The following is a 22551-nucleotide window of genomic DNA, read 5'->3' as shown; positions in this document are numbered from 1 at the left end:
AACGGAATGTGACACGGAACACGTTGACTGATCGTGTACGTCTGCGGTCGCGCCCACTGGGTAGGGCTGCTGTGTCCCGCTACCGTCCGTCTGGAGTGACCGTCATGGCCGTATCCGCACACCTTCTGCTCTCTGCCCTGTCCAAACAGGTCCCGGGCCCCGGCCCGCTGACCAGCGAACCCCCGCTCGCCGACGCCGCACCGCTGACCAGTGAGCCGCCGCTCGCCGAGGCCGCCCCCCTCACCAGCGAGCCGACGGCCCCTGGCACGGCCGGCGGCACGGAGTCCCCAGGAGTCTGAATGGGCCTTGCCCGGCTCGCCGCGCTGCATGGAGTCGCCACCGCCTACGCGCCCTCCGAGGGCGTGAGCGTCCCCGTCCCCGACGCCACGGTCGTCGCGGTCCTCGCCGCCCTCGGCGTCGACGCCTCGACCCCCTCGGCGGTACGGGACGCCCTGGCCCGCGCCGAATCCGCCGCCGCGGAGCGGCTGCTGCCGCCGACGCTGGTGCTGTGGCCCGAGGGCGACGTCCCGGCGCCCCTGACCGGGCTCCCCGCGGGCACGGCCCTGCGGGTCGAGACCGAGGAGGGTGCCGAGCTCGCCCCGCAGCCGGTGGCGGAGCCCGGGCAGACCTGGAGGGAGCTCCCCTGCGGCGTCCACCAGTTGGACGCCAGGGCGCCCGACGGGCGCAGCGCCCGCTCCACGCTGGTCGTCGCGCCAGGCCGGGCGCCGCAGCCCGAAGGCCGTTCGTACGGCTTTCTCGTACAGCTCTACTCCCTGCTCTCCGCCCGCTCCTGGGGCATGGGCGACCTCGGGGACCTGGCCGAGCTCGCGACCTGGTCCGGACGGTCGCTCGGAGCCGGTTTCGTCCAGGTCAATCCGCTGCACGCGGCCGTCCCCGGCGCACCCACCGACCCCTCTCCCTACCGGCCCTCCTCGCGGCGCTTCCCCGACCCCGTCCATCTGCGGATCGAGGACATTCCCGAGTACGCGTACGTCGGCGCCCGCGACCGGCAGCGGCTGGACGAGCTGTGCGAGAAGGGGGCCGGGCTGCGCGAATCGGTGCTGCAGAAGGGCGCGTTGATCGACCGCGACGCCGTCTGGGCGCTCAAGCGCGAGGCCCTGGAGATCGTGCACCGCGTGCCGCTCGGGCCCGGCCGCCGCGCCGACTACTGCGACTTCCTGGCCGGGCAGGGCCGTGCCCTGGAGGACCATGCCACCTGGTGCGCCCTCGCCGAGGTGCACGGCCCCGAGTGGCACGGCTGGCCCGCCGCCCTGCGGGACCCGCACTCGCCGGAGACGGTCCGGGCGCGGTACGAACTGATGGACCGGGTCGACTTCCACAGCAGGCTCGCCTGGCTGACCGACCGGCAGCTGGATGCCGCGGGGCGGGCCGCGCGCGAGGCGGGCATGGGCGTCGGCATCGTCCACGACCTGGCCGTCGGCGTGCATCCCGGCGGCGCGGACGCCTGGGCGCAGCAGGACGCCTTCGCGGCGGGCATGTCGGTCGGCGCGCCCCCGGACGCTTTCAACGCCCGCGGCCAGGACTGGGGTCTGCCCCCGTGGCGGCCCGATGTTCTGGCCGGGTCCGGTTACGCCCCGTACCGCGGACTGCTGCGAGGCCTGCTCCGTAACGCGGGCGCACTGCGCATCGACCATGTCATGGGCCTGTTCCGCCTCTGGTGGGTCCCGGAGGGCAGCCCGCCCACCGACGGCACGTATGTCCGCTACGACGCCGAGGCGATGCTCGCGCTTCTGGTCCTGGAGGCCCACCGCGCGGGCGCCGCCGTCATCGGGGAGGACCTCGGCACGGTCGAGCCGGGCGTGCGCGAGGCTCTCACCCGCCGCGGGGTGCTGGGCACCTCGGTGCTCTGGTTCGAGCGCGACTGGGCGGGCACGGGCCGACCGCTGCCGCCCGAGCGGTGGCGCGAGGACTGCGTGGCCACGGCGACCACCCACGATCTGCCGTCCACGGCCGCCCGGCTGACCGGCGGGCATGTGGCGCTGCGCCACCGCCTCGGCCTGCTCACCCGGCCCCTGGACCAGGAGCGCACCCAGGACGCGGCGGACGTCGCCGAATGGCTGGACCTGCTCGGCGGTCTCGGCCTGCTGCCCGAGGGCAGGGGCGACGAGGAGGGGGAGATCCGCGCGGCGTACCGCTTCCTGCTGCGTACGCCCGCCCGCATGGTCGGCGTCTGGCTGCCCGACGCGGTGGGCGACCGGCGTCCCCAGAACCTCCCGGGCACCTGGGACCAGTACCCGAACTGGCGGCTGCCGGTCGCGGACGCCGACGGGCGCCCCGTCGGCCTGGAGGAGCTGGCGGCCTCGCCCCGGCTGCACGCGCTGATGGAGATCTTCGGCCCGGATTCCGGAGCTCGCCCCGAACCCCGGCCTGAAGCCCGCCCCGAACCTCGTACGGCACCCCCGGACGCGCGGTCGTGACAGCCGTTCGCTACGTTGGCACCGTGGACAAGAAGAACGCTTTGCGCGCCGGCGCCGTCGCGGCCGGTACGACGCTGATGATGCTGCTCCTGTCGTCGCCCGCGCTCGCCCTGACCCCCGACGACGGCGACGACCCGGGCCAGGGCCTGAGTGTGGCCGAGACGCTGGGCCTTTACGTGGCCGCGCCGCTGGGGCTCTTTGTGCTGATCGCCGGCCTGGTGATGGTTCTCGACAAGTCCAAGAAGCAGGTCTGACCGGCCTCTCGGCCTCATCTGGCTTTCCCGGGCGCTCCGGGGTGTGAACGCACCCCCGGGGCGCCCTTGTCATGCCCCGACGTCATGCCCCGGCGCCCGAGTGCGTCGCAGGTCCGGCCCGGCAGCCCTGCCGATCTTTCAGCTCTCCTTCAAGTAATCGTCGAAAAGATTCGATGGACCTAAGCGTTCCCTCGCTGCGACCGTAGATCGCACCAGCGAGAGAGCCCCGGGTCGGGGGAGAGGGGCAAGGGGTACCGATGGCAGTCCTGGACCGCATCCGCAGCAGTGAGGCGACCACGGCGAGGCGGGCGCGGCAGGGCTCAGGCGTCGGCCCCGGCCACCGCTCGGGCGCCGGGCTGCTGCTCGCCGTCGTCGCGACGGTCGTCTGGTCAGGGAGCTTCGTCGCCTCTCGTGCCCTCCATGACTCCGTCCCGCCCGTGCAGGCCGCGTTCTGGCGCTGGATCATCGCGATCATCGCCGTCGCGCCCTTCGCACTACGGGAGGCCTGGCGTCAACGAGCGCTGATCCGGCGCCACTTGGGATACATCACGCTCGCCTCGCTGCTCGGCGTCACCGTCTACAACACCCTCGTCAACCAGGCCGGTCTGACCACCCCGGCCGGCAATATGGGCATGATCATGGCCGCCTCGCCCGTCCTGATGGCCGCCTGCGAACGCGTCGGCGGGCAGCGGCTCGGAGCGCGGCGCCTGGTGGGAATGGCCGTCGCCTGCACGGGAGTTCTGCTGCTCGTCGGCAAGGGGTCCCTCGCGATGGACTTCACCGCCGGTGACCTGTGGATGTTCGCCGCCGCGCTCAGTTTCGCCTCGTACAGCGCACTGCTGCGGCGACGGCCCGCCGAGATCGGCGGACTCGCCTTCCTCTTCATGACGTTCGTGCTCGGCGCGCTGATGCTGGCGCCGGTGTTCGCCATCAGCCTTGCCGTCCAGGGCGGCTTCGCGCCGACGGCCGGGACGGTCGGGCCGCTGGTGTACGTCGGCGTCTTCTCCTCCGCGATCGCCTTCCTCGCCTGGAACAGGGCGATCGCGGTGATCGGCGCGGCGCGGGCCGGAGTCGTCTACTACCTGCAGCCGGTGTGCGTGGCGGTGCTCTCCTTCGCCCTGCTGGGAGAGTCGACCGGGCCGACGCAGATCGTGTGCATGGTGCTGATCCTCGGCGGGGTGATGCTGGGGTCGGGAGCCGGGTCAAGTGCGGCTCCGGGAAAGGGTCTTGCGTAACCACTACAGGTGGAGCACTATGAACGTCGTGGTCGGAGACCCGGCCGCCGGAACCAGTGAATGAGGATCAGCTTGCGAAAGCTCGTGTACTACATCGCCGTGTCCATCGACGGCTTCATCTCCGCGCCCGACGGGGACGGCGACGTCTACCCCATCAGCGAGGAGTTCACGGCATACGCCTCGGCGGAGTACCCCGAGACGCTTCCCACCCACGTCCGTCCGATGCTCGGCATCGAGAACGCGGCGAATGTGCACTTCGACACCGTCGTCATGGGGCGCAACACCTATGAGCCCGCGCTCCGGATCGATGTCACGAGTCCCTACGCGCATATGCGCCAGTACGTCGTCTCCCGCAGCCTCAAGGAGTCACCCGACCCGGCCGTCGAGATCGTGTCCGGCGACGTGGTCGCCAAGATCCGCGAGCTCAAGGCGGAGGAAGGCGATCTCGGGATCTACCTCTGCGGCGGGGCCGATCTCGCCGGGCAGTTGCGCGACGAGATCGACGAGCTGCATGTGAAGACCTACCCGGTGGTGCTGGGCGCGGGGATCCCCATGTTCTCGGAGAAGTACGGCGCGATGAACCTCGAGCTGATGAGCAACCGGGTCTTCGACAACGGGCTGATCTTCACGACGTACGCGCGGAAGCGGTAACGCCGGGCCCGGGCCGGGCCGATAGCGTGCGGCCATGACCGAGTGGGACATCAAGAAGCTCCAGATCCTGCGCACGCTGAGCGAGCGGGGGACCGTGACGGCCACGGCGGAGGCGCTGATGATGACCCCCTCGGCCGTGTCGCAGCAGCTCTCGAATCTGGCAAAGCAACTCGGCGTACCCCTGCTTGAGGCGCAGGGGCGGCGGGTGCGGCTCACCGACGCGGCGCATCTGGTGCTGCGGCACGCGGAGGCCGTCTTCGCCCAACTGGAACGGGCAGACGCGGAGTTGACCGGCTACCTGCAGGGCGAGGCGGGGGAGGTGCGGGTAGGCGCCTTCTCGACGGCCGTGCCCGCGCTGGTCGTGCCCGCGGTACGGGAGCTGAGGCAGGAGTATCCCTTGCTTGAGGTCCGGGTGCGGGAGGCGGAGGCGGCGGAGGCGTACGAACTGCTGCTGTCCGGGGACGTGGACGTCGCGCTGTCCCTGGCCGCGCACGCGCCGACGGCCCGCGACCCGAAGTTCAGCCGCTTCCCGCTCCTGGCGGACCCACTGGACGTGGCCCTCCCGGCCGGGCACCCGCTGGCGTCCGCCGCAGGACTGCGGCTCGCCGACCTGTCCGGCGAACCGTGGATCTTCGGAGGCAGCGGACCGTGGTCGGAGATCACACTCGCGGCCTGCGAGGCGGCGGGCTTCGTGCCGGAACAGGCGCACTCGGCGGCCGGCTGGACGGCGATCCTGGCGATGGTGGAAGCAGGGATGGGCGTCGCGCTGATCCCCCGCATGGCGGCCGAACGGGGCGATCGTGCGGACGTCGTGATGCGCGTCCTGAGCGCGAACCAGCCGCGGCGGCATGTGGTGGCGGCGGTGCGCAGGGGGGCGGAGGAAGGGCGGGGGGTCGGGCGAGTGGTGGGGGCGCTGAGGGGGGTTGCGGCGGCGAGGGGGTGAGGGGCGGCGGTGCGTCTGCGGCGGGCCCACGCGGCGGAGCCGCACATCGATACAGCCCCTACCCGCCCTTTCCCGAACGTCGGACGGGCCGAACGTTCGGCCCGCCCGATCGCGAGGTCACGAGGCTTCCTTCGCCACGGCGAGGGCCTGCAGATACCGCATGAGCGTCATCAGTACGTCACGGCTCGACGCACGCGTCCGCGCGTCGCACGCCACGATCGGCACCGAATCCGGCAGGTCGAGCGCGCCGCGCACCTCGTCGAGCGGGTAACCCGGCGCGTCCGGGAAGGAGTTGACGGCCACCACGAACGGCACCCCGCGCTCCTCCAGGCGCCCGATGACGTCGAAGCTGACCTCCAGACGGCGGGTGTCGACCAGCACCACCGCGCCCAGGGCCCCCTCGAACAGGCCGCGCCACAGGAACCAGAAGCGTTCCTGGCCGGGCGTGCCGAAGAGGTACAGCACCAGCTCCTCGTTGATGCTGATGCGGCCGAAGTCCATGGCGACCGTCGTCGAGGTCTTGCGCTCCACTCCGGCCGTGTCGTCGACGCCGACCCCGGCCTGGGTCATCGTCTCCTCGGTGGTCAGCGGCCGGATCTCGCTCACCGAGCCGACCAGGGTCGTCTTGCCGACTCCGAAGCCGCCCACGATGACCACCTTGACGGCGGCGGTGGCCGTCTCCGGCAGCACGTCCTCGCTGCGCGGCCCGACGGCCTGCTCAGAGCTTCTGAAGTCCATCGATCACTGCCTCAATCAAAGCGCGGTCGGGGAGTTGGGCGGGTTTGACGGGTGCGCGGGCCAGTACCCGGTCCTCGGCCAGCAGATCGCTGAGCAGCACGGTGACGACGCTCACCGGAAGCCTCAGATAGGCGGAGATCTCGGCCACCGAGAGCGGGGCGTGGCAGAGCCGGATGATCGCGGCCTGCTCGGGCTGCATACCGGGGCGGGAACCCGACTTGGCCACGATCAGCGTGACCAGGTCGAGTGCGGTGGGTGCGGAGGAGCCGCTGCGGCCGCCCGTGATGACGTAGAGCCGCTCGGGACTGCTCTCCTCCCAGTCCCCGCCCGGGTTGCTCACGCGGTGTGCCCCTCGTGCCGCGGCGGCGTGCTCATGTGCTCCCCGATCCGCAGCACGAGGTCCCGCATCCGCTGCCCCATCAGCCCGGCGTCGACCCCTTCGTTGGCCAGCACGGCGAGAAACGCCCCCGAGCCGGCCGCCATCAGATAGAAGAAGCCGCCGGTCATCTCGATGACGACCAGGTGCATCCGGCCGTCGCTGTGCGGCAGTTCGGAGGCGACGGCGCCCGCGAGGCTCTGGAGCCCGGCGCAGGCGGCGGCCAGCCGGTCCGCGGTGTCGGTGTCCGCGCCGTACTGGGCCATGCGCAGCCCGTCGGCGGACAGAACGACCACGTTCCGGGTCTGGGGGACGCCCTCTGCCAGGTCCTTGAGCATCCAGTCCATGTTCGTCCGGGTGGAATGCTGCTGAATCATGGCTGCGTGTTTCCCTTGCTCGTCTGGGTGGTCTCACCGGCGAGGCCGCTCTGGAAGGCGCTCAGCCACATGCCGGGCTGCACCTCGGGGGCGGCCTCCGGCTCGGGCGCGGCGGCTGCGGCGGAAGCGGCCGTTTCGGTGACGGGAGCCTTGCGACGCCGCTGCGGCAGACCGGTCGGGGTCCGTTCGGTCACGATCGGGGCCTCTTCGTCCGCCGTCATCGGGCCGGTCACCTGCCGGGACGGCGGCTGTTCGGTGATCGTGCCGGTGGCGCGGGGGCCGGAGGACGCCCCGATGCCGTGCGCGAGACCGGTCGCCGACGACGCGGTGGTGATCAGTGCCTGCGGGACGACGAGTACGGCGCGTACACCGCCGTACGCCGACGAACGCAGCGAGACCTGGAAGCCGTACACCTGCGACAGCCGGCCGACCACGGCGAGGCCGAGGCGGGGCGTCTCGCCCAGGTCGTTGACGTCGATGCCCTGCTGGGCCTGGCGGAGCATGCGCTCGGCCCGCTTGCGGGCCTCCTCGCTCATGCTCACACCGCCGTCCTCGATCTCGATGGCGATGCCCGACTGCACGTCGACGGCGGTCAGATGGACCTTGGCCTGCGGCGGCGAGTAGCGGGTGGCGTTGTCGAGGAGCTCGGCGAGCGCGTGGATCAGCGGTTCGACGGCGGTGCCGACGACCGCGACCTCGGAGACGGAGTGGAGCTCGACACGCTGGTAGTCGATGATCCGCGACATGGCGCCGCGCATCACGCTGTAGAGCGGTACGGCCTTGCTCCACTGGCGGCCGGGCCGCGCACCGCCGAGTACGGCGATGGAGTCGGCGAGGCGGCCGATCAGCGCGGTGCCGTGGTCGATCCGCAGCAGATCGCCGAAGACCTCGGGCGACTTGCCGTGCCGGTCCTCCATCTCCCGAAGTTCCTGGGCCTGTTGGTGGACAATGGCCTGAACGCGACGGGCGATGTTCACGAACGCCCGCTGCGCGGACTCGCGCAGGTCCTCCTCGGCGACGACCGCGTCGAGCACCGAGCTCAGCACCGCCTGGTGCTCGGCCGGGGCGTCGAGCGAGTCGAGCACGTCCTCGGGGAACTCGCCCGAGCGCAGCCGCTCCACGACCTGCGGCAGCAGCTCACCGGCCAGCCGTGCGGTCTCGGCCTGCTGTCGTGACAGCACCGCCTCCCGCTCGGCGAGCCGGGCGCTCAGCTCCTCGATCCGCCGGCCGCGCCGCGCCACTTCCGCGCAGACGACGGCGACCGGCACGACTGCCGCGACACCGATCCAGATCACGGCGGTACGCGCCGGGGCGGAGACCAGGGCAGCGGCCACCGCGGCGGCCGCGGCGGTCACGACGACGAGCAGGAGCCACCCGAAAGCGGCCGCGTTCCGCGGACTTCCGGTCGACGTTTCCTGTCGAACCATCAGCATCCTCAAACCATCGAACCGGAAAGATCATATGACGACGGGCGGGAGCATATCTCGTTCCAGTTACGGGAGATGACGCCGGGTCATCGATTTGGCGGGATCTTCATGTGCCCCCTGAAACGGAATGCGCCCCGGGCCGAACGGCCCGGGGCGCCTGCCTGCGCGGATGCGCGTCTACACCATTTACGCGGCGGCCGCGTCGGCCGCCTGCGCCCTCAGCGCACGCTCGATTCCCGCGCGTGATTCGGAGATCAGCCGCCGCAGCGCCGCGTTCGGCTCGGTCGATTCCAGCCATGCGTCCGTGGCGTCCAGCGTGGCCCGCGAGACCTGGAGCGCGGGGTAGAGGCCGACCGCGATCTGCTGCGCGATCTCATGGCTGCGCGAGTTCCACACGTCGTTGACCGCCGCGAAGTACTTCTCGGTGTACTGGGCCAGCAGCTCACGCTGATCGGTCTGGACGAAGCCCGAAATGACCGCCTCCTGCTGGGCGTTCGGCAGCTTGTCGGACTCCACGACCGATGCCCAGGCCTCGGCCTTCGCCTCGGCCGACGGCCGGGCCGCGCGCGCCGTCATCGCGTGGCGCTCGCCCGCCGCGGTCTTGTCCCGCTCGTACTCCGCCGCGATCTCGTCCTCCTCCAGCAGCCCGACCGCCGCGAGACGCTCCACGAAGGCCCACCGCAGCTCGGTGTCCACCGCCAGGCCCTCGATGGTCTCGGTACCGTCCAACAGCGCCTGAAGCAGGTCCAGTTGCTGCGGCGTACGCGCGGTCGCGGCGAAGGCGCGCGCCCACGCCAGCTGGTGGTCGCTGCCCGGCTCGGCCGCACGCAGATGCGCCAGCGTCGCGTCCGTCCACTGCGTGAGCCCCGCCTCGCGCCACTCGGGCGCCGCGTACAGGTCGATCGCCAGCTTCACCTGGCGGTGCAGCGACTGCACGACGCCGATGTCCGACTCCTTGCCGATGCCGGACAGGACCAGGGACAGGTAGTCCCGGGTGGCCAGCTCGCCGTCGCGGGTCATGTCCCAGGCCGATGCCCAGCACAGGGCGCGCGGCAGCGACTCGGTGAAGTCGCCGAGGTGTTCGGTGACGACCCGCAGCGACTCCTCGTCGAGGCGGACCTTCGCGTACGACAGATCGTCGTCGTTGAGCAGGATCACCGCGGGACGGCGGGTGTTCTGCGGGAACGGCACATCCGTGAGCTCACCGTCCACGTCCAGCTCGATGCGGCTCGTACGGACCAGCTTGCCGCTCTCGTCGAGGTCGTAGCAGCCGATCGCGATCCGGTGCGGGCGGAGCGTCGGCTCACCCTTGGCGCCGGCGGGCAGGGCCGGGGCCTCCTGGCGTACCGAGAAGGAGGTGACGTGCCCCTCCGCGGAGACCTCGAGCTCCGGGCGCAGGATGTTGATGCCCGCGGTTTCCAGCCACTTCTGCGACCAGGTCTTCAGATCACGGCCGGAGGTCTCCTCCAGCGCGCCCAGCAGATCGGACAGCCGGGTGTTGCCGAAGGCGTGCGCCTTGAAATAGGCCTGTACACCGCGGAAGAACTCGTCCTGGCCCACGTACGCGACGAGCTGCTTGAGCACCGAGGCACCCTTGGCGTACGTGATGCCGTCGAAGTTGACGAGCACGTCGTCGAGGTCGCGGATTTCGGCCATGATCGGGTGGGTGGACGGCAGCTGGTCCTGCCGGTACGCCCAGGTCTTCATGGAGTTCGCGAAGGTGGTCCAGGACTGCGGCCACCTCGACTCCGGGTGGGCGGCCTGGCAGGCGATCGAGGTGTAGGTGGCGAACGACTCGTTCAGCCACAGGTCGTTCCACCACTCCATGGTGACCAGGTCGCCGAACCACATGTGCGCCAGCTCGTGCAGGATCGTCTCCGCGCGCACCTCGTACGCCGCGTCCGTCACCTTGGAGCGGAAGACGTACTGGTCGCGGATGGTCACCGCGCCCGCGTTCTCCATCGCGCCCGCGTTGAACTCCGGCACGAAGAGCTGGTCGTACTTCGCGAAGGGATAGTCGTAGTCGAACTTCTCCTGGAACCACTCGAAGCCCTGACGGGTGACCTCGAAGATCGCGTCGGAGTCCAGGAACTCGGCGAGCGAGGGGCGGCAGTAGACACCGAGCGGGACGGACTGGCCGTCCTTCTCGTAGCTGCTGTGCACCGAGTGGTACGGGCCGACGATCAGCGCCGTGATGTAGCTGGAGATACGGGGCGTCGGCTCGAAGTGCCAGACATTGTCCTTGGGCTCGGGCGTGGCCGAGTTCGAGACGACCGTCCAGCCCTCGGGGGCCTTCACGGTGAACTGGAACGTCGCCTTCAGGTCCGGCTGCTCGAAGGAGGCGAAGACACGGCGGGCGTCCGGCACCTCGAACTGCGTGTAGAGGTAGGCCTGCTGGTCCACCTGGTCGACAAAGCGGTGCAGACCCTCGCCGGTGTTGGTGTACGCGCAGTCCGCGACGACCTTCAGCTCGTTCGGGCCCGCGTGCAGCTGCGCCAGCGCGATCCGGGAGTCCTGGAAGACCGCGGCGACGTCCAGCGGCTCGCCGTTGAGCACCACCTCGTGCACGGCGGGAGCCACCAGATCGATGAAGGTCTCCGCGCCCTCCTCTGCGGAGTCGAAGCGCACCGTGGTCACGGACCGGTAGGTCCCGCCCTCCTGCGCGCCGCTCAGATCGAGGTCGATCTCGTACGAGTCGACGGTCAGCAGGCTCGCCCGCTGCTGCGCCTCTTCGCGGGTCAGATTCGTGCCAGGCACGCTGTCATCTCCTCGGTTTCGTTACGTTTGCGGCCATCTTTCCACGGGCTGCGGTGGGGCTGCCCGCCGTTAATTCCCTGTCCGTTTCCCGCCGGAACGAGGAGCCCGGAAGCGCCACGCTGAACCCATGACCCACACAGTCTTCACGGCACGGCCCATCGAGGCCGCCGTCCTCAAGCAGCTTCGCGACACCGACGACGCGGGGCGCGTGTGCGCCCCGTACCCGGACCCCGAGGGAGGCGAGATGCTGCGCTGCTGTCTGCGCCCCAGCGCTGCCGGCGAACGCATCGCCCTCGTCTCGTACGCACCGCTGCGCCGCTGGGCCGCGGAGACGGGGGCGAAGCCCGGCGCGTACGACGAGCAGGGCCCGGTCTTCATCCACGCCGAGGAATGCGAGGGCCCGGGCGACGGGGACGGCTACCCGTTCGCCCGGCCGGGGGCGCTGCGGGCGCTGCGGCGCTATGACGCGGAGGGGCGCATAGCGGGAGGCCGCCTCCTTGAGATCCCGGAGGCGGCGACGGAGGCGTTCGACGAGGCGCTGCGGGAGGCGTTCGCGCTGCCGGGGGTGGTGCTGGTCCACGTCAGGGCGGTGGAGTACGGCTGCTTCCAGTTCGAGGTGCGGCGGGGGTAGGAGCGGGCGGTGCGCCTGCGGCGGGCTTTGCCCCCACCCCGCCCCTTTTTTCAGCCCGTCCGGCGTTTGAGGACACGCGCGAAGCGCGTACGGGTCTGGGGCGGAGCCCCAGTTCGGGAAGGGGCGGGGTGGGGAACAGCGCCGCAGGCGCGACCCGCTACCCCCGGAGCTCGTCCGCGACCAGTTCCGCGATCTGGACCGCGTTCAGCGCCGCCCCCTTGCGCAGGTTGTCGCTCGACAGGAACAGCGCAAGACCGTTCTCGACCGTCTCGTCCACCCGGATGCGGCCCACGTACGACGCGTCCTTGCCCGCAGCCTGCAGCGGCGTAGGGATCTCCGAGAGCTCGACCCCGGGCGCGTCCTTCAGCAGCTCGTACGCCCGCTCCACCGAGACCGGACGCTCGAAGCGCGCGTTGACCTGCAGCGAGTGACCCGAGAACACCGGCACCCGGACACACGTGCCGGAGACCTTGAGCTCCGGGATCTCGAGGATCTTGCGGGACTCGTTGCGGAGCTTCTGCTCCTCGTCCGTCTCGAAGGAGCCGTCGTCGACGATGCTGCCCGCCAGCGGCAGGACGTTGAAGGCGATGGGGCGCTTGTAGACGCCGGGCTCGGGGAACTCGACGGCCTCGCCGTCGTGGGCGAGCTCGGCCCCGCGGCCCGCGACCTCCTTGATCTGGCCGTCGAGCTCGGCGACACCGGCCAGACCGGAGCCGGACACCGCCTGGTAGGTGGTGGCGACCATCGCGGTGAGGCCGGCCTCGGCGTGCAGCGGGCGCAGTACCGGCATCGCGGCCATCGTCGTGCAGTTCGGGTTGGCGATGATGCCCTTGGGCCGGTCCTTGATCGCGTGCGGGTTGACCTCGGAGACGACCAGCGGCACCTCGGGGTCGCGGCGCCAGGCCGAGGAGTTGTCGATCACGACGGCGCCCTGTGCGGCGACCTTCTCGGCGAGCGCCCTGGAGGTCGCGCCACCGGCAGAGAAGAGCACGATGTCCAGGCCGGAGTAGTCGGCGGTGGACGCGTCCTCGATGGTGATCTCCTGGTCCTGCCACGTGAGGGTGGTGCCCGCGGACCGCGCGGAGGCGAAGAGGCGGAGCTCGTCGACCGGGAACTTCCGCTCGGCGAGGATCTTGCGCATGACTCCGCCGACCTGACCGGTGGCTCCGACGATTCCGACCCTCACGGTGACTCCTTCTGTCTGTGCGTCCATCTGTACGTGTGACGCGGGCAGCCTGCCCATCATGCGTATGACCCGGGACTGCTTGTCCAATCCATTGTCCGGCATGTGAAAACCGGCATACGAAAGGGGGCGGGCGTCCGGTACGGACACCCGCCCCCGATCACTGACTGCGTTACGGAGTGACCTTCTCGATCACGACGCTACCGGCGCCCGCGACGGTGCCGCGGCCGTTCAGCAGCTGTACCTCGCCGAAGAACTGACGTCCCTCGGGAGCCGCGCCACCCACCAGAATCTCGGCGCTGACCTGCGCCGACGCTCCGTTGGCGAGCTTGACCGGCTTCGCCGAGTCGACCTTGACCGAGCCGAGGGAAGCCGCGAAGTACACATCGCGGTAGTTGTACTCGGTGGTCCCGGCCGGGACGGCGTAACCGTCGACGACGATGGTGTAGGTGCCGGCGGCCGGCTTGAGCAGGCTCACCGCCTCCTCCGAGTCGCCGTCCGCGGCCTGGCCGACCTGCACACCGTTCAGCAGGACCGTCAGGTCCAGGTCGGCGCCGGTGTCGGAGACCCCGCCGATGGCGACGTCGAGACGCTCGACGCCCTCACCGATGGTGACCGTCGACTCCTGCGACTCACCGTTCTTGATGGACGGGCGGGCGACCTTCGCCGAGCCCAGCGAACCGCCCGCGAGCTTGCCGTCGATCGCGGCGAAGCCGTTGGTGGCCTTCCACTCGACGGCGGCCGGCGTACCGACCTTCGCCTCGGGGAGCGTCTTGACGGCCGGGTCGAACGAGGCACCCAGCAGGCTCACGTCCAGCTTGTACGGGTTGTCGAGCAGCGGAGACGTACGCCGCGACTCGACCTCGATCTCCCAGACGCCCGGCGTCGGCTCGGCGTACGAGCGCAAGTCCGGACGGCAGGTGTTCGCCGGATTGTTGTAGTTCGGGTAGCAGAAGATCGTCGAGCTGTCCTCGACACCCACGCCGTACGGGTGGATGCCGATGAACCGGGTCTGGCTGTTGGCGGCCAGACCGCCGAGGGCGACCTCGAGGTTCTTGGCGCCCTCGGGCACCGTGATGAAGTACGACTTGTGGCTGTTGCGCTGCACCGAGCCGGACGCCGAGAAGGTGTACGCGGGCTTCGCGAGCTCCTTGGAGACCACCACGGTCGCCATGATCTGCTTGTCCACGCCCTCGGTGCGCGGGTCGTCCGCCTCCAGGATCGCGCTGTGCAGGCCGGAAGTCCGGGGCCTGGCCTCGACCTTGACGGTGACCGGGGTGTTCAGCGGCAGCGTGACCGCGCCGCTGCCGGGCAGGTCGAAGGTGCCGTCGTTGTACTTCCAGTCCAGCTCGTGCCGCACGGGGCGGTCCGGGCCCGTCGTCCGCGTGATGACGACGTCGTAGGACTTCTTCTGCCCTGCCTTCAGACCGCCCTCGCGGTCGTAGAGGCCGGTGCCGAAGCCGGGGGTCTTCAGCGCGAAGTCGATCGCGGTGTCGACCGGGGCCTTGACGCTGTAGTCGTGGGCGGTGGCACCATCCTCGATGGCGTCCCAGGCGTCCACGATGTTGATCAGGCCGGAGCCCTGCTCGTGCGCCTGCACTCCGGGGATGCGGTGCGCGGTGCTGGTCAGCGCCGTGCGCAGCTTCGCCGGGGTCAGCTCGATGTGACGCTGCTTGGCGGCCGAGAGCAGCAGTGCGCTCGCGCCGGCGGCCTGCGGCGAGGACATCGAGGTGCCCTGCAGCATGGAGTAGCCGGCCGGGAGCTCGTAGCCCGCCTCCTTGACCGGGCCGCCGGGCAGCCAGGTCTGGGTGGTGTTGATGGAGGCACCGGGCGCGGTGATGACCGGCGCGAAGCCGCCGTCCTCACGCGGTCCGCGGGAGGAGAAGGGGAGCATGGCGTACTTCTTGGTCACCGCGGAGCCGTAGTTGGCTGCCCAGGTCTCCTTGGAGATGGCGGCGCCGACGGAGATGACCTTGTCGGCGAGGCCCGGGTCGCCGATGGTGTTGGTGCCCGGACCCTCGTTGCCGGCCGAGATGACCAGCTGGACGCCGTAGGTGTCGATGAGGCGGGTGTAGAGCTCCGCGCGGGCGTTGTTGCCGTCGTTCAGCGCGGGCAGACCGCCGATGGACATGTTGACGATGTCCACGCCGCGGTTGATGACCAGGTCGGCCATGCCCTCGGTGAGCGCGACGTTGGTGCAGCCGCCGCTCCAGGTGCAGGCGCGCGAGGAGACCAGCTTGGCGCCGGGGGCGGCGCCGTTCATCCGGCCGCCGAAGAGGCTGTTGGCGGCGGTGATGCCGGCGACGTGCGTGCCGTGCTCGGACTCGATGACGCCGATGTTGACGTAGTCGGCCTTGGCGCCCGCGGCGTTGTAGACGACGTCCTTGCGGACCTCGATGACGAACGGAATGCGCTCGACGACCTCGGTGGCCGGGTTGTCGGTGCCGAAGTAGCCGACCTGGAAGCCGTTCTTGTACGGCTTCATCACGGTGTCGTTGGCGAAGTTGCCGTCGTTGTCGAGGTCGACCCGGGCGGTGCGGGTGCCCGCGTCGTACAGCACGCCCCAGACGTCGGTGGTGTCGCCGTCCCGGTTGAGGTCACCGGCCATGTCGCCGCCCTTGGTGGCGGCCTCGGCGAAGAGGTTGAACTTGTACGCGCCCGCCGGGGCGGAGTACGTCCGGCCGCCGGCGGTGAACGTCGGGCCGCTGACATCGAGCGACATCCGGCGCCAGGTGGCGTCGGCGTCCGCCACCGGGTCGGTCGCCGTGACCCAGTCGACGATCTTGCGCTCGCCGGTGGTGGTCTTCTGGAGCGCCGGGTGGCCGAGGTCGACGCCGGAGTCGAGGATGCCGATGGTCACACCGCGGCCGTCGGCCTTGGGGTGCTCCTTGACGAAGTCGACAGCGCCGGTCTCGAAGGAGGGGTTGTACGGGTTCTTCGCCGGGGTGCCCTTGCCGGGCGCCGGGTACTGCGTCGTCTGCGCGGCCGCGGTGCCCGCGGTCTTGGCGGAGTCGGCTGCCGGGGTCGGGTCGTCCAGCTTGACCTCGTGCTTGAGGTCGATGCCGTGGACGCTGGAGAGCTTGGCGGCCGCCTTGAGCGCGGCCTCCGCCCTGCCGGTGGGAAGGGTGGCCCGCACATAGCCGAGCTGGTCGTACGTCTTGCCGACCACGGCACCCTCGACTGCGTCGAGCTGCCCGGCGACCTGCTCGGTCGCGCCGGGCGCGGTGGCGACCATGACGGTCACGCTCTTCTCACCCTTGGCCTCGGCCTGGGCGAGGAGTTCCGCGTCGGCCGAGCCGAGCTTGTCGGACGAGGCCGCCTTGACGCCGGCGGAAGTGCCCGGGTCGTCGGCCGGCGCGGCCGAGAAAGCGGGTACGGCGCCTGCTGCTACCAGTGCGGCCACGATCGATGCGGCGGCCGCGATGCGGGCCGCGCGTCTGTGACCTGGTACGGAGCGCCCGGAAAGAGGGCTCTGGGATTGGGGGGTCATCAGCATCCCTGCTTGTGAAAGGAAGGGTCCGGAATTCGGTGCCGGATGACCGCTCAGCCTTGCGTAAGTGACAGGGGTTTGTGGAGAGTTGTCAGAGGCATGATGTGGTCATGGCGGAAACCCGCCACTGCGGACGGTACGCCATGAGGGACAAAGGGGAGATTCAGCCCCCGTGTCCGAGGGCGTGGTGTCGCGAGGCCTTCGCCCGGTTGCCGCACACGGCCATGGACCACCGGCGCCGACGGACCCGACTCCACTGAAATGGGGATCTCGGGCGTACGTCTACCCTCACCGCATGAACAAGCAGTTGCGGAACAGGGAGTTGAGGGTTGCGGCATACGCCGTGTGCGTACGGGAGGAACAGATCCTGCTCGCCCGCTGGGTGGCCCGCGACGGCGCCAAGAAGTGGACGCTGCCCGGAGGCGGCATGGACCACGGGGAGGACCCGCTCGACACCGTCGTCCGCGAGGTCGAAGAGGAGACGGGCTACGCGTCGGAGATGACCGCACTGCTCGGCCTGGACACCATCCGCCGCCAGTACCCCCGCAGACTCGGTGCGTTCGCCGACTTCCAGGGGCTGCGCATCGTGTACGAGGGCAGGGTCACCGGCGGCGAGCTGCGCCACGAGACGGACGGGTCGACGGACCTCGCGGCCTGGCATCCGCTCGCCTCGGTGAACGGTCTGGAGCGGGTCGAACTCGTCGACATCGGTTTGGAACTGTGGCGCTCCAGGCCCCCGGTGGGCCGCGTCGTCCGCAATGGCCGATAGCCGCTCAACCCTGGCACCCCGGGCAACGCCGTACGCGCCGTCCGAGTCCTGTCCTTCGACCGCAGTCGGAGACAGGAGACCAGGATGGCAGGACGTTCAGTACGCACGGTCCGGACGGCGTTGACAGGAGCGGTGGCGGTGGCAGCCCTGGCCACCGGCGCGCTGGTGAGCCCCGCAGCCGCGGACAGCGGGACGGCAGGGAGCGGCGACCACCGCGCCACGCAGCGGGCGATCGAGGCCGCCGTCCGCGACGGGGTGCCCGGAGTCCTCGCCCAGGCGCGCGACCGCGACGGCACATGGAACGGCACGGCCGGCGTCGCGAACCTGAGGACCGGGCGCGAACGCCTGCCGCAGGACCGCTACCGCGTCGGGTCCATCACCAAGACCTTCGTCGCCACCGTCGTGCTCCAGCTGGAGGCGGAAGGCAGACTGAGCCTGGACGACACGGTGGACCAGTGGCTCCCCGGCGTGGTGCGCGGCAACGGCCACGACGGTCGCCGGATCACCCTGAGGCAGCTCCTCAACCACACCAGCGGGATCTACAACTACACCGACGACCAGGGCTTCGTGGAGAAGGTCTTCGGTGACGGCTTCTTCCAGCACCGCTACGACACCTGGACCCCGCGTCGGTTGGTCGGCCTCGCCATGGGGCACAAGCCCTACTTCGCGCCCGGCGCGAGCTGGCACTACTCCAACACCAACTTCATCCTCGCGGGGATGGTCGTCGAGAAGGCGACGGGACGTGCGTACGGCTCCGAGATCGAGCGCCGGATCCTGCGCCCGCTCTCCCTGCGCGCCACCTCCCTCCCCGGAACCGACGCCCGGATGCCGCGCCCCAGCGGCCGGGCCTACTCGAAACTGTCCGAGGACCCCAAGGCGAAGATCCACGATGTGACCGAACTGAACCCGTCGGCCGCGGGGTCGGCCGGCGAGATGGTCTCCGACTCCGCCGATCTGCAGCGCTTCTACCGGGCGCTGCTGAAGGGCGATTTGCTGCCGCGCAAGCAGCTGCGGGAGATGACCGCCACCGTCGCGATGGACCCGAAGGATCAGGACAAGCGCTACGGCCTCGGCCTGATGCAGATCAAGACGAGCTGCGGCAAGGACGTCTGGGGCCACGGAGGCGGGATCCACGGGTCGTCGTCCGAGGCGCTCACCACCCGGGACGGGAGCCATTCGCTGGCGATGAACTTCAACGGTGACTGGTCGGGGGACAGCTGGGCTGTCGTGGAGGCGGAGTTCTGCGGCTGATCTAGGGGGTGTCCGACGGATCAGACTGGGCTCGCGACGCCCTGCGACTCCGTCTCCGGCGTTGTCGTCGGTCGGCACCTAGCGCGGGAGCACCACGACATAGGCGGCCGGGTCGCGGTCCGCCGCCGCCATCAGGGCGGTGCGGACCACGGTCGCCTGCTGCTCCGGCGCATCCCGCAGCTTGCGCGGCGTGATGTACACGACGGTGATGCCGAGCCGCTCCAGATGTTCGCGCTTACGGGCGTACTCCGACCAGAGCGCGTCCTCGTCGTGGCGGGGCGCACGGGTGTCCAGCTCGACGGCGACGGCCTGTTCGGGCCAGTAGGCGTCGAGGCCGCCGAGGTGCGGGCCGCCGGGCAGGCGCAGGTCCACGTTCCACACGGGGACGGGCAGGCCGTGCTCGCGCACCAGGTCGTACAGCCGGTCCTCGGCCAGTGCCCGGCCCTCGGCGAGCAGCCAGTCGACGGCGTCGACGACATGGGGGCGGTTGAGCAGCCGCGCCCGGTTCAGCTCCTTGACGACCGCGGCGGGTTCGCAGTGCCCGCCGCGGACGGCCTCGGTGAGCAGCTGCCGTACGACATGGGCATCGGTGAGCTCCGCCACGGCGTCAGCGAGGGCACGCGGCACGGGCGCGACGGGCACGCCGGTGATCTCCTGTGGTCCCGGCAGCTCGTGCGAGCGCACCAGCCGGGCGCAACCGGTCGACCGCAGCCGCCGGGTGCGGGGCACGAGGACGTCGATCCGTTCGAGGGAGAGGAGCGGCGGGGCTGAGGAGAACTGATGCAGGGCGAGGGCGGCGAGCCCGGTGACCATGGCCTCCCCGTAGCGGGGCGCGGCGCTCCGGGGCTCGCCCTGCGCGGGAATCACCGGGCGCCCGGCGTACAGCAGCGCGCCGTGCAGCCGCTCCTCGCTCGTCGGCGGACCGGGGTGCAGCAGAAACACCCCGGGCAGCAGCAACTGCCAAGGCCCACCAGGCCGGCACTGCGCGGTGGTCCGCGCGGCGGAAACCCCGTGCGCCCGCAGCTGCGCGGCGGACAGGACGCGGCGCTGGACGTCGGAGAGGTGGGAGAGGGGGAGGGGGGAGAGCGGGGTGTTGTGGTTCATGCGACGGGGATGCCCGCGGGGGGCCGGGGAGCTAACCGCTGTTACAGGCTCGTCGACATTTCGGGACAACCTCGTCCTAAAGTACGGGCGTTCGACTGCCGATCAGACGCAGCGGCGTATTCAGCCCCTCCGGCGTTTGAGGAGCGGGGTCCGGGGCGGAGCCCCGGTTACGGGAAGGGGCGGGGTGGGGTGTAGCCCGCCGCAGGCGCACCCCACCCCGACGTCAGCCCGACGCCCCCGCATCGCACGCCTGCGCCCGCAGCCCCCTCGCCAGGTCGTCCCGCGACTCCCGCACCAGCCGCCTCAGCGCCGGCGCCGCCCCCTCGTGCGCCGCAAGCCACGCGTCCGTCGCCGCCAGCGTCGCCTCGCTGTCCTGCAGACCCGGGAACAGGCCCTTCACCACGTCCATGCCGATCTGGATCGACCGCTCCTCCCACACGCGCTCGATCGCCTCGAAGTACTTCGGCACGTACGGCGCCAGCAGCTCCCGCTGTCCCGCCTGCGCGAAGCCCGAAATCGTCGCCTCCACCAGCGCGTTGGACAGCGAGTCCGACTCGACGACCTGCGCCCACGCCTGGTCCTTGACCGCCGCCGACGGGCGCGCCGCCAGGCAGCGGACCTGGTGGCGCTTGCCCGAGGCGGTGTCGTCGCGGGCGAGTTCCGCCGCGACGAAGGTCTCGTCCGCCACCCCGTGCGAGGCCAGCGGTTCCACGAAAGCCCACCGCAGTTCCTGGTCCACGTCCAGGCCGTCGATTTTCGCCGAACCCTCCAACAGGCCCCGCAGCAGCTGCAGATCCGCCGCCGACGTCGCGGTCGTGCCGAAGAACCGCGCCCACGTCAGCTGGTGCTGGCTGCCGGGCTCGGACTGCCGCAGCTCCCGCAGCGCGCCCTCCGCGAGCAGCCGTGCGCCCTGCTCGCGCCAGCCGGGCGCCGCGTAGTGGTGCAGCGCCGAGCGGGCCCACATGTGCAGCATCTGCAGCACGCCGATGTCCGACTCGCGTCCCGCGAACCGCAGCACCAGTCCGATGAAGTCCCGCGCGGGCATCAGCGCGTCCCGCGTCAGATTCCACAGCGCCGACCAGCACAGCGCCCGCGCCAGCGGGTCCGTGATGTCGCCCAGGTGGCTGCGCAGCGTCGCCAGGGAGCCCTCGTCGAAGCGGATCTTGCAGTACGTCAGGTCCTCGTCGTTGACCAGGATCAGTTCGGGCCGCTCGGCGCCCGCGAGGGCGTCCACGACCGTCCGGGGCCCGGTGACGTCCACCTCGGCGCGGGCGTAACGCACCAGCGCACCCGCCTCGCCGCGGTAGAGACCGACCGCCACCCGGTGCGGCCTCAGCTCGTCGCCGTCCTGCGCCACCGCGAGCTCGGTGATCCGGTCGCCCGCGTCGTACGTCACCACAGGGGTCAGTGAGTTCACGCCCGCCGTCTCCAGCCAGGACCGCGACCATGTCGCCATGTCCCGCCCGGACGTCTCTTCGAGCACCGCCAGCAGGTCGGCGAGGCGTGTGTTCCCGTACGCGTGCCGCTTGAAGTAGCGCCGCGCGCCCTCCAGGAAGGCGTCCTGGCCGACGTACGCGACGAGTTGCTTCAGTACGGAGGCGCCCTTCGCGTACGTGATCCCGTCGAAGTTCAGCTTGGCGTCCTCCAGGTCACGGATGTCGGCCGTGATCGGATGGGTCGACGGCAGCTGGTCCGCCCGGTACGCCCACGACTTGCGGTTGTTGGCGAAGGTGATCCAGCCGTTGGTGAAGCGGGTCGCCCCCACCATCGAGAAGCTGCCCATGAAGTCCGCGAAGGACTCCTTCAGCCACAGGTCGTCCCACCACACCATGGTGACCAGATCGCCGAACCACATGTGCGCCATCTCGTGCAGGATGACGTTCGCCCGGCGCTCGTACGACGCCTGCGTCACCTTCCCCCGGAAGATGAACTCCTCGCGGAAGGTCACACAGCCCGGGTTCTCCATCGCCCCGATGTTGTACTCCGGCACGAACGCCTGGTCGTACTTCCCGAAGGGGTACGGGTAGTCGAAGTGGTCGTGGAAGAAGTCCAGCCCCTGCCGCGTCACCAGGAAGATGTCGTCGGCGTCGAAGTGCCTGGCGAGTCCCTTGCGGCACATCGCGCCGAGCGGGATCTCCAGCGTCGTCCCGTCGTCGAAGGTGCGTGTGTAGACGTCGGTCTCGTAGTGGTACGGACCGGCCACGACCGCCGTGATGTACGAGGAGATCGGCTTCGTCTCGGCGAAGCGCCACACCCCGTCCTCGTCCCGCGCGCCCTCGCCGTTGCTCCAGACGGTCCAGCCCTCCGGCGCGGTCACCTCGAAGCGGAACGGCGCCTTGAGGTCCGGCTGCTCGAAGGTGGCGAAGACACGGCGGGCGTCGGCCGGCTCGTACTGCGTGTAGAGATAGACCTCGCCGTCCTCCGGGTCGACGAAGCGGTGCAGTCCCTCGCCGGTACGGCTGTAGGCGCACTGCGCGTCCACGACCAGTACGTTCTCCGCGGCCAGAGAGTCGAGCGCGATCCGCGAGCCGTCGAAGACGGCGGCCGCGTCCAGCTTCTCGCCGTTCAGCGTGACGGCCGTGACGGCGGGCGCCAGCAGATCCGCGAAGGTCGATGCGCCCGGCTTGCCGCAGCGGAAGCGGATCGTCGTCACCGAACGGAAGGTGCGTGGCCCGGAGCCGTCCGGGGTCTCCCCGACCGCGGAGCGCAGATCGAGGGCAACCTCGTACCCGTCGACGGACACCAGCTCGGCCCGTCGACGGGCCTCGTCGCGGGACAGATTCTCACCGGGCACGGGCACTCCTTCGTGTCTCGTTCGGACAGGACCGATCCTCCCATGCACACCTGAGCGGGGTGCGTGCGGGAATCGTCCGGTGACCATCGGCGTTGCCCGTTCGAGGCGCGCGTGACGCCACAACGAGGAGAGA

The 22551-nt window shown here is 70.6% G+C and carries 18 protein-coding genes; 9 read left to right on the top strand and 9 right to left on the bottom strand.

What is annotated here, in order from left to right; all coding sequences use genetic code 11:
- Nucleotides 1-104 precede the first annotated feature (104 nt).
- The 6 genes from OG741_RS14460 (at nt 105) to OG741_RS14435 (ending at nt 5521) form a co-directional block, all read left to right on the top strand.
- Nucleotides 105-299, top strand: coding sequence for a hypothetical protein (locus OG741_RS14460; protein ID WP_405597754.1), 195 nt, complete (start codon nt 105-107; stop codon nt 297-299).
- Entirely contained in the window at nt 300-2438 is a 2139-nt protein-coding gene (gene malQ / locus OG741_RS14455) for a 4-alpha-glucanotransferase (RefSeq protein ID WP_405597753.1), read from the top strand. It begins immediately after the preceding gene.
- 23 nt (nt 2439-2461) lie between these two features.
- A complete protein-coding gene (locus OG741_RS14450; protein WP_405597751.1) occupies nt 2462-2692 on the top strand; it encodes a hypothetical protein in 231 nt (76 codons plus the stop codon).
- 257 nt (nt 2693-2949) lie between these two features.
- Nucleotides 2950-3927 carry a DMT family transporter gene (locus OG741_RS14445; RefSeq protein ID WP_405597749.1) on the top strand — a complete coding sequence of 326 codons (978 nt, stop codon included), beginning with the start codon at nt 2950-2952 and terminating at the stop codon, nt 3925-3927.
- A 72-nt stretch (nt 3928-3999) separates the two neighbouring features.
- The gene (locus tag OG741_RS14440; protein ID WP_405597747.1) at nt 4000-4578 is read left to right on the top strand and encodes a dihydrofolate reductase family protein; all 579 of its coding nucleotides are present in this window, start codon (nt 4000-4002) and stop codon (nt 4576-4578) included.
- 34 nt (nt 4579-4612) lie between these two features.
- Nucleotides 4613-5521: a LysR family transcriptional regulator gene (locus OG741_RS14435; RefSeq protein WP_405597744.1), complete on the top strand. Its 909-nt coding sequence runs from the start codon at nt 4613-4615 to the stop codon at nt 5519-5521.
- 117 nt (nt 5522-5638) lie between these two features.
- On the opposite strand, the gene OG741_RS14430 is transcribed toward OG741_RS14435, so the two are convergent.
- The 5 genes from OG741_RS14430 to pepN (OG741_RS14410) all read right to left on the bottom strand — a co-directional run bounded on the left by OG741_RS14430 (nt 5639) and on the right by pepN (OG741_RS14410) (nt 11196).
- On the bottom strand, nt 5639-6259 hold the full coding sequence (locus tag OG741_RS14430; RefSeq protein WP_405597741.1) for a GTP-binding protein: 621 nt from the start codon (nt 6257-6259) through the stop codon (nt 5639-5641).
- On the bottom strand, nt 6240-6599 hold the full coding sequence (locus OG741_RS14425) for a DUF742 domain-containing protein (protein ID WP_266476322.1): 360 nt from the start codon (nt 6597-6599) through the stop codon (nt 6240-6242). The genes OG741_RS14430 and OG741_RS14425 overlap by 20 nt, the downstream gene beginning before the upstream one ends.
- Nucleotides 6596-7012 (bottom strand): roadblock/LC7 domain-containing protein, encoded by a 417-nt coding sequence (locus tag OG741_RS14420; protein WP_405597738.1) that lies wholly within the window; start codon nt 7010-7012, stop codon nt 6596-6598. The genes OG741_RS14425 and OG741_RS14420 overlap by 4 nt, the downstream gene beginning before the upstream one ends.
- The gene (locus OG741_RS14415) at nt 7009-8439 is read right to left on the bottom strand and encodes a sensor histidine kinase (RefSeq protein WP_405597735.1); all 1431 of its coding nucleotides are present in this window, start codon (nt 8437-8439) and stop codon (nt 7009-7011) included. The genes OG741_RS14420 and OG741_RS14415 overlap by 4 nt, the downstream gene beginning before the upstream one ends.
- A 186-nt stretch (nt 8440-8625) precedes the next feature.
- Nucleotides 8626-11196, bottom strand: coding sequence for an aminopeptidase N (pepN, locus tag OG741_RS14410; RefSeq protein ID WP_405597733.1), 2571 nt, complete (start codon nt 11194-11196; stop codon nt 8626-8628).
- Between the two features lie 127 nt (nt 11197-11323).
- Here pepN (OG741_RS14410) and OG741_RS14405 point away from each other — a divergent pair, with 127 nt between their 5' ends.
- On the top strand, nt 11324-11827 hold the full coding sequence (locus tag OG741_RS14405) for a DUF1203 domain-containing protein (protein WP_405597731.1): 504 nt from the start codon (nt 11324-11326) through the stop codon (nt 11825-11827).
- Nucleotides 11828-11984: 157 nt separating this feature from the next.
- Here the strand turns inward: OG741_RS14405 and OG741_RS14400 are convergent, their stop codons facing one another.
- Together OG741_RS14400 and OG741_RS14395 are read right to left on the bottom strand one after the other, a co-directional pair.
- The gene (locus OG741_RS14400) at nt 11985-13013 is read right to left on the bottom strand and encodes an aspartate-semialdehyde dehydrogenase (protein WP_405597728.1); all 1029 of its coding nucleotides are present in this window, start codon (nt 13011-13013) and stop codon (nt 11985-11987) included.
- 169 nt (nt 13014-13182) lie between these two features.
- Nucleotides 13183-16506, bottom strand: a complete 3324-nt coding sequence (locus OG741_RS14395) for a S8 family serine peptidase (protein ID WP_405597725.1) — start codon at nt 16504-16506, stop codon at nt 13183-13185.
- A gap of 289 nt (nt 16507-16795) precedes the next feature.
- Between OG741_RS14395 and OG741_RS14390 the strand changes: the two genes are divergently transcribed.
- On the top strand, nt 16796-17269 hold the full coding sequence (locus OG741_RS14390; protein ID WP_405597723.1) for an NUDIX hydrolase: 474 nt from the start codon (nt 16796-16798) through the stop codon (nt 17267-17269).
- 84 nt (nt 17270-17353) lie between these two features.
- Nucleotides 17354-18520, top strand: coding sequence for a serine hydrolase domain-containing protein (locus OG741_RS14385; RefSeq protein ID WP_405597721.1), 1167 nt, complete (start codon nt 17354-17356; stop codon nt 18518-18520).
- A gap of 78 nt (nt 18521-18598) precedes the next feature.
- Here the strand turns inward: OG741_RS14385 and OG741_RS14380 are convergent, their stop codons facing one another.
- Together OG741_RS14380 and pepN (OG741_RS14375) are read right to left on the bottom strand one after the other, a co-directional pair.
- Nucleotides 18599-19624 (bottom strand): hypothetical protein, encoded by a 1026-nt coding sequence (locus tag OG741_RS14380; protein WP_405597718.1) that lies wholly within the window; start codon nt 19622-19624, stop codon nt 18599-18601.
- 223 nt (nt 19625-19847) lie between these two features.
- On the bottom strand, nt 19848-22418 hold the full coding sequence (gene pepN, locus OG741_RS14375) for an aminopeptidase N (protein ID WP_405597715.1): 2571 nt from the start codon (nt 22416-22418) through the stop codon (nt 19848-19850).
- Nucleotides 22419-22551 lie beyond the last annotated feature (133 nt).

Source organism: Streptomyces sp. NBC_01410, from assembly GCF_045040195.1.
GTDB lineage: Bacteria > Actinomycetota > Actinomycetes > Streptomycetales > Streptomycetaceae > Streptomyces.
This window is presented reverse-complemented; position numbering and strand designations above follow the sequence as displayed.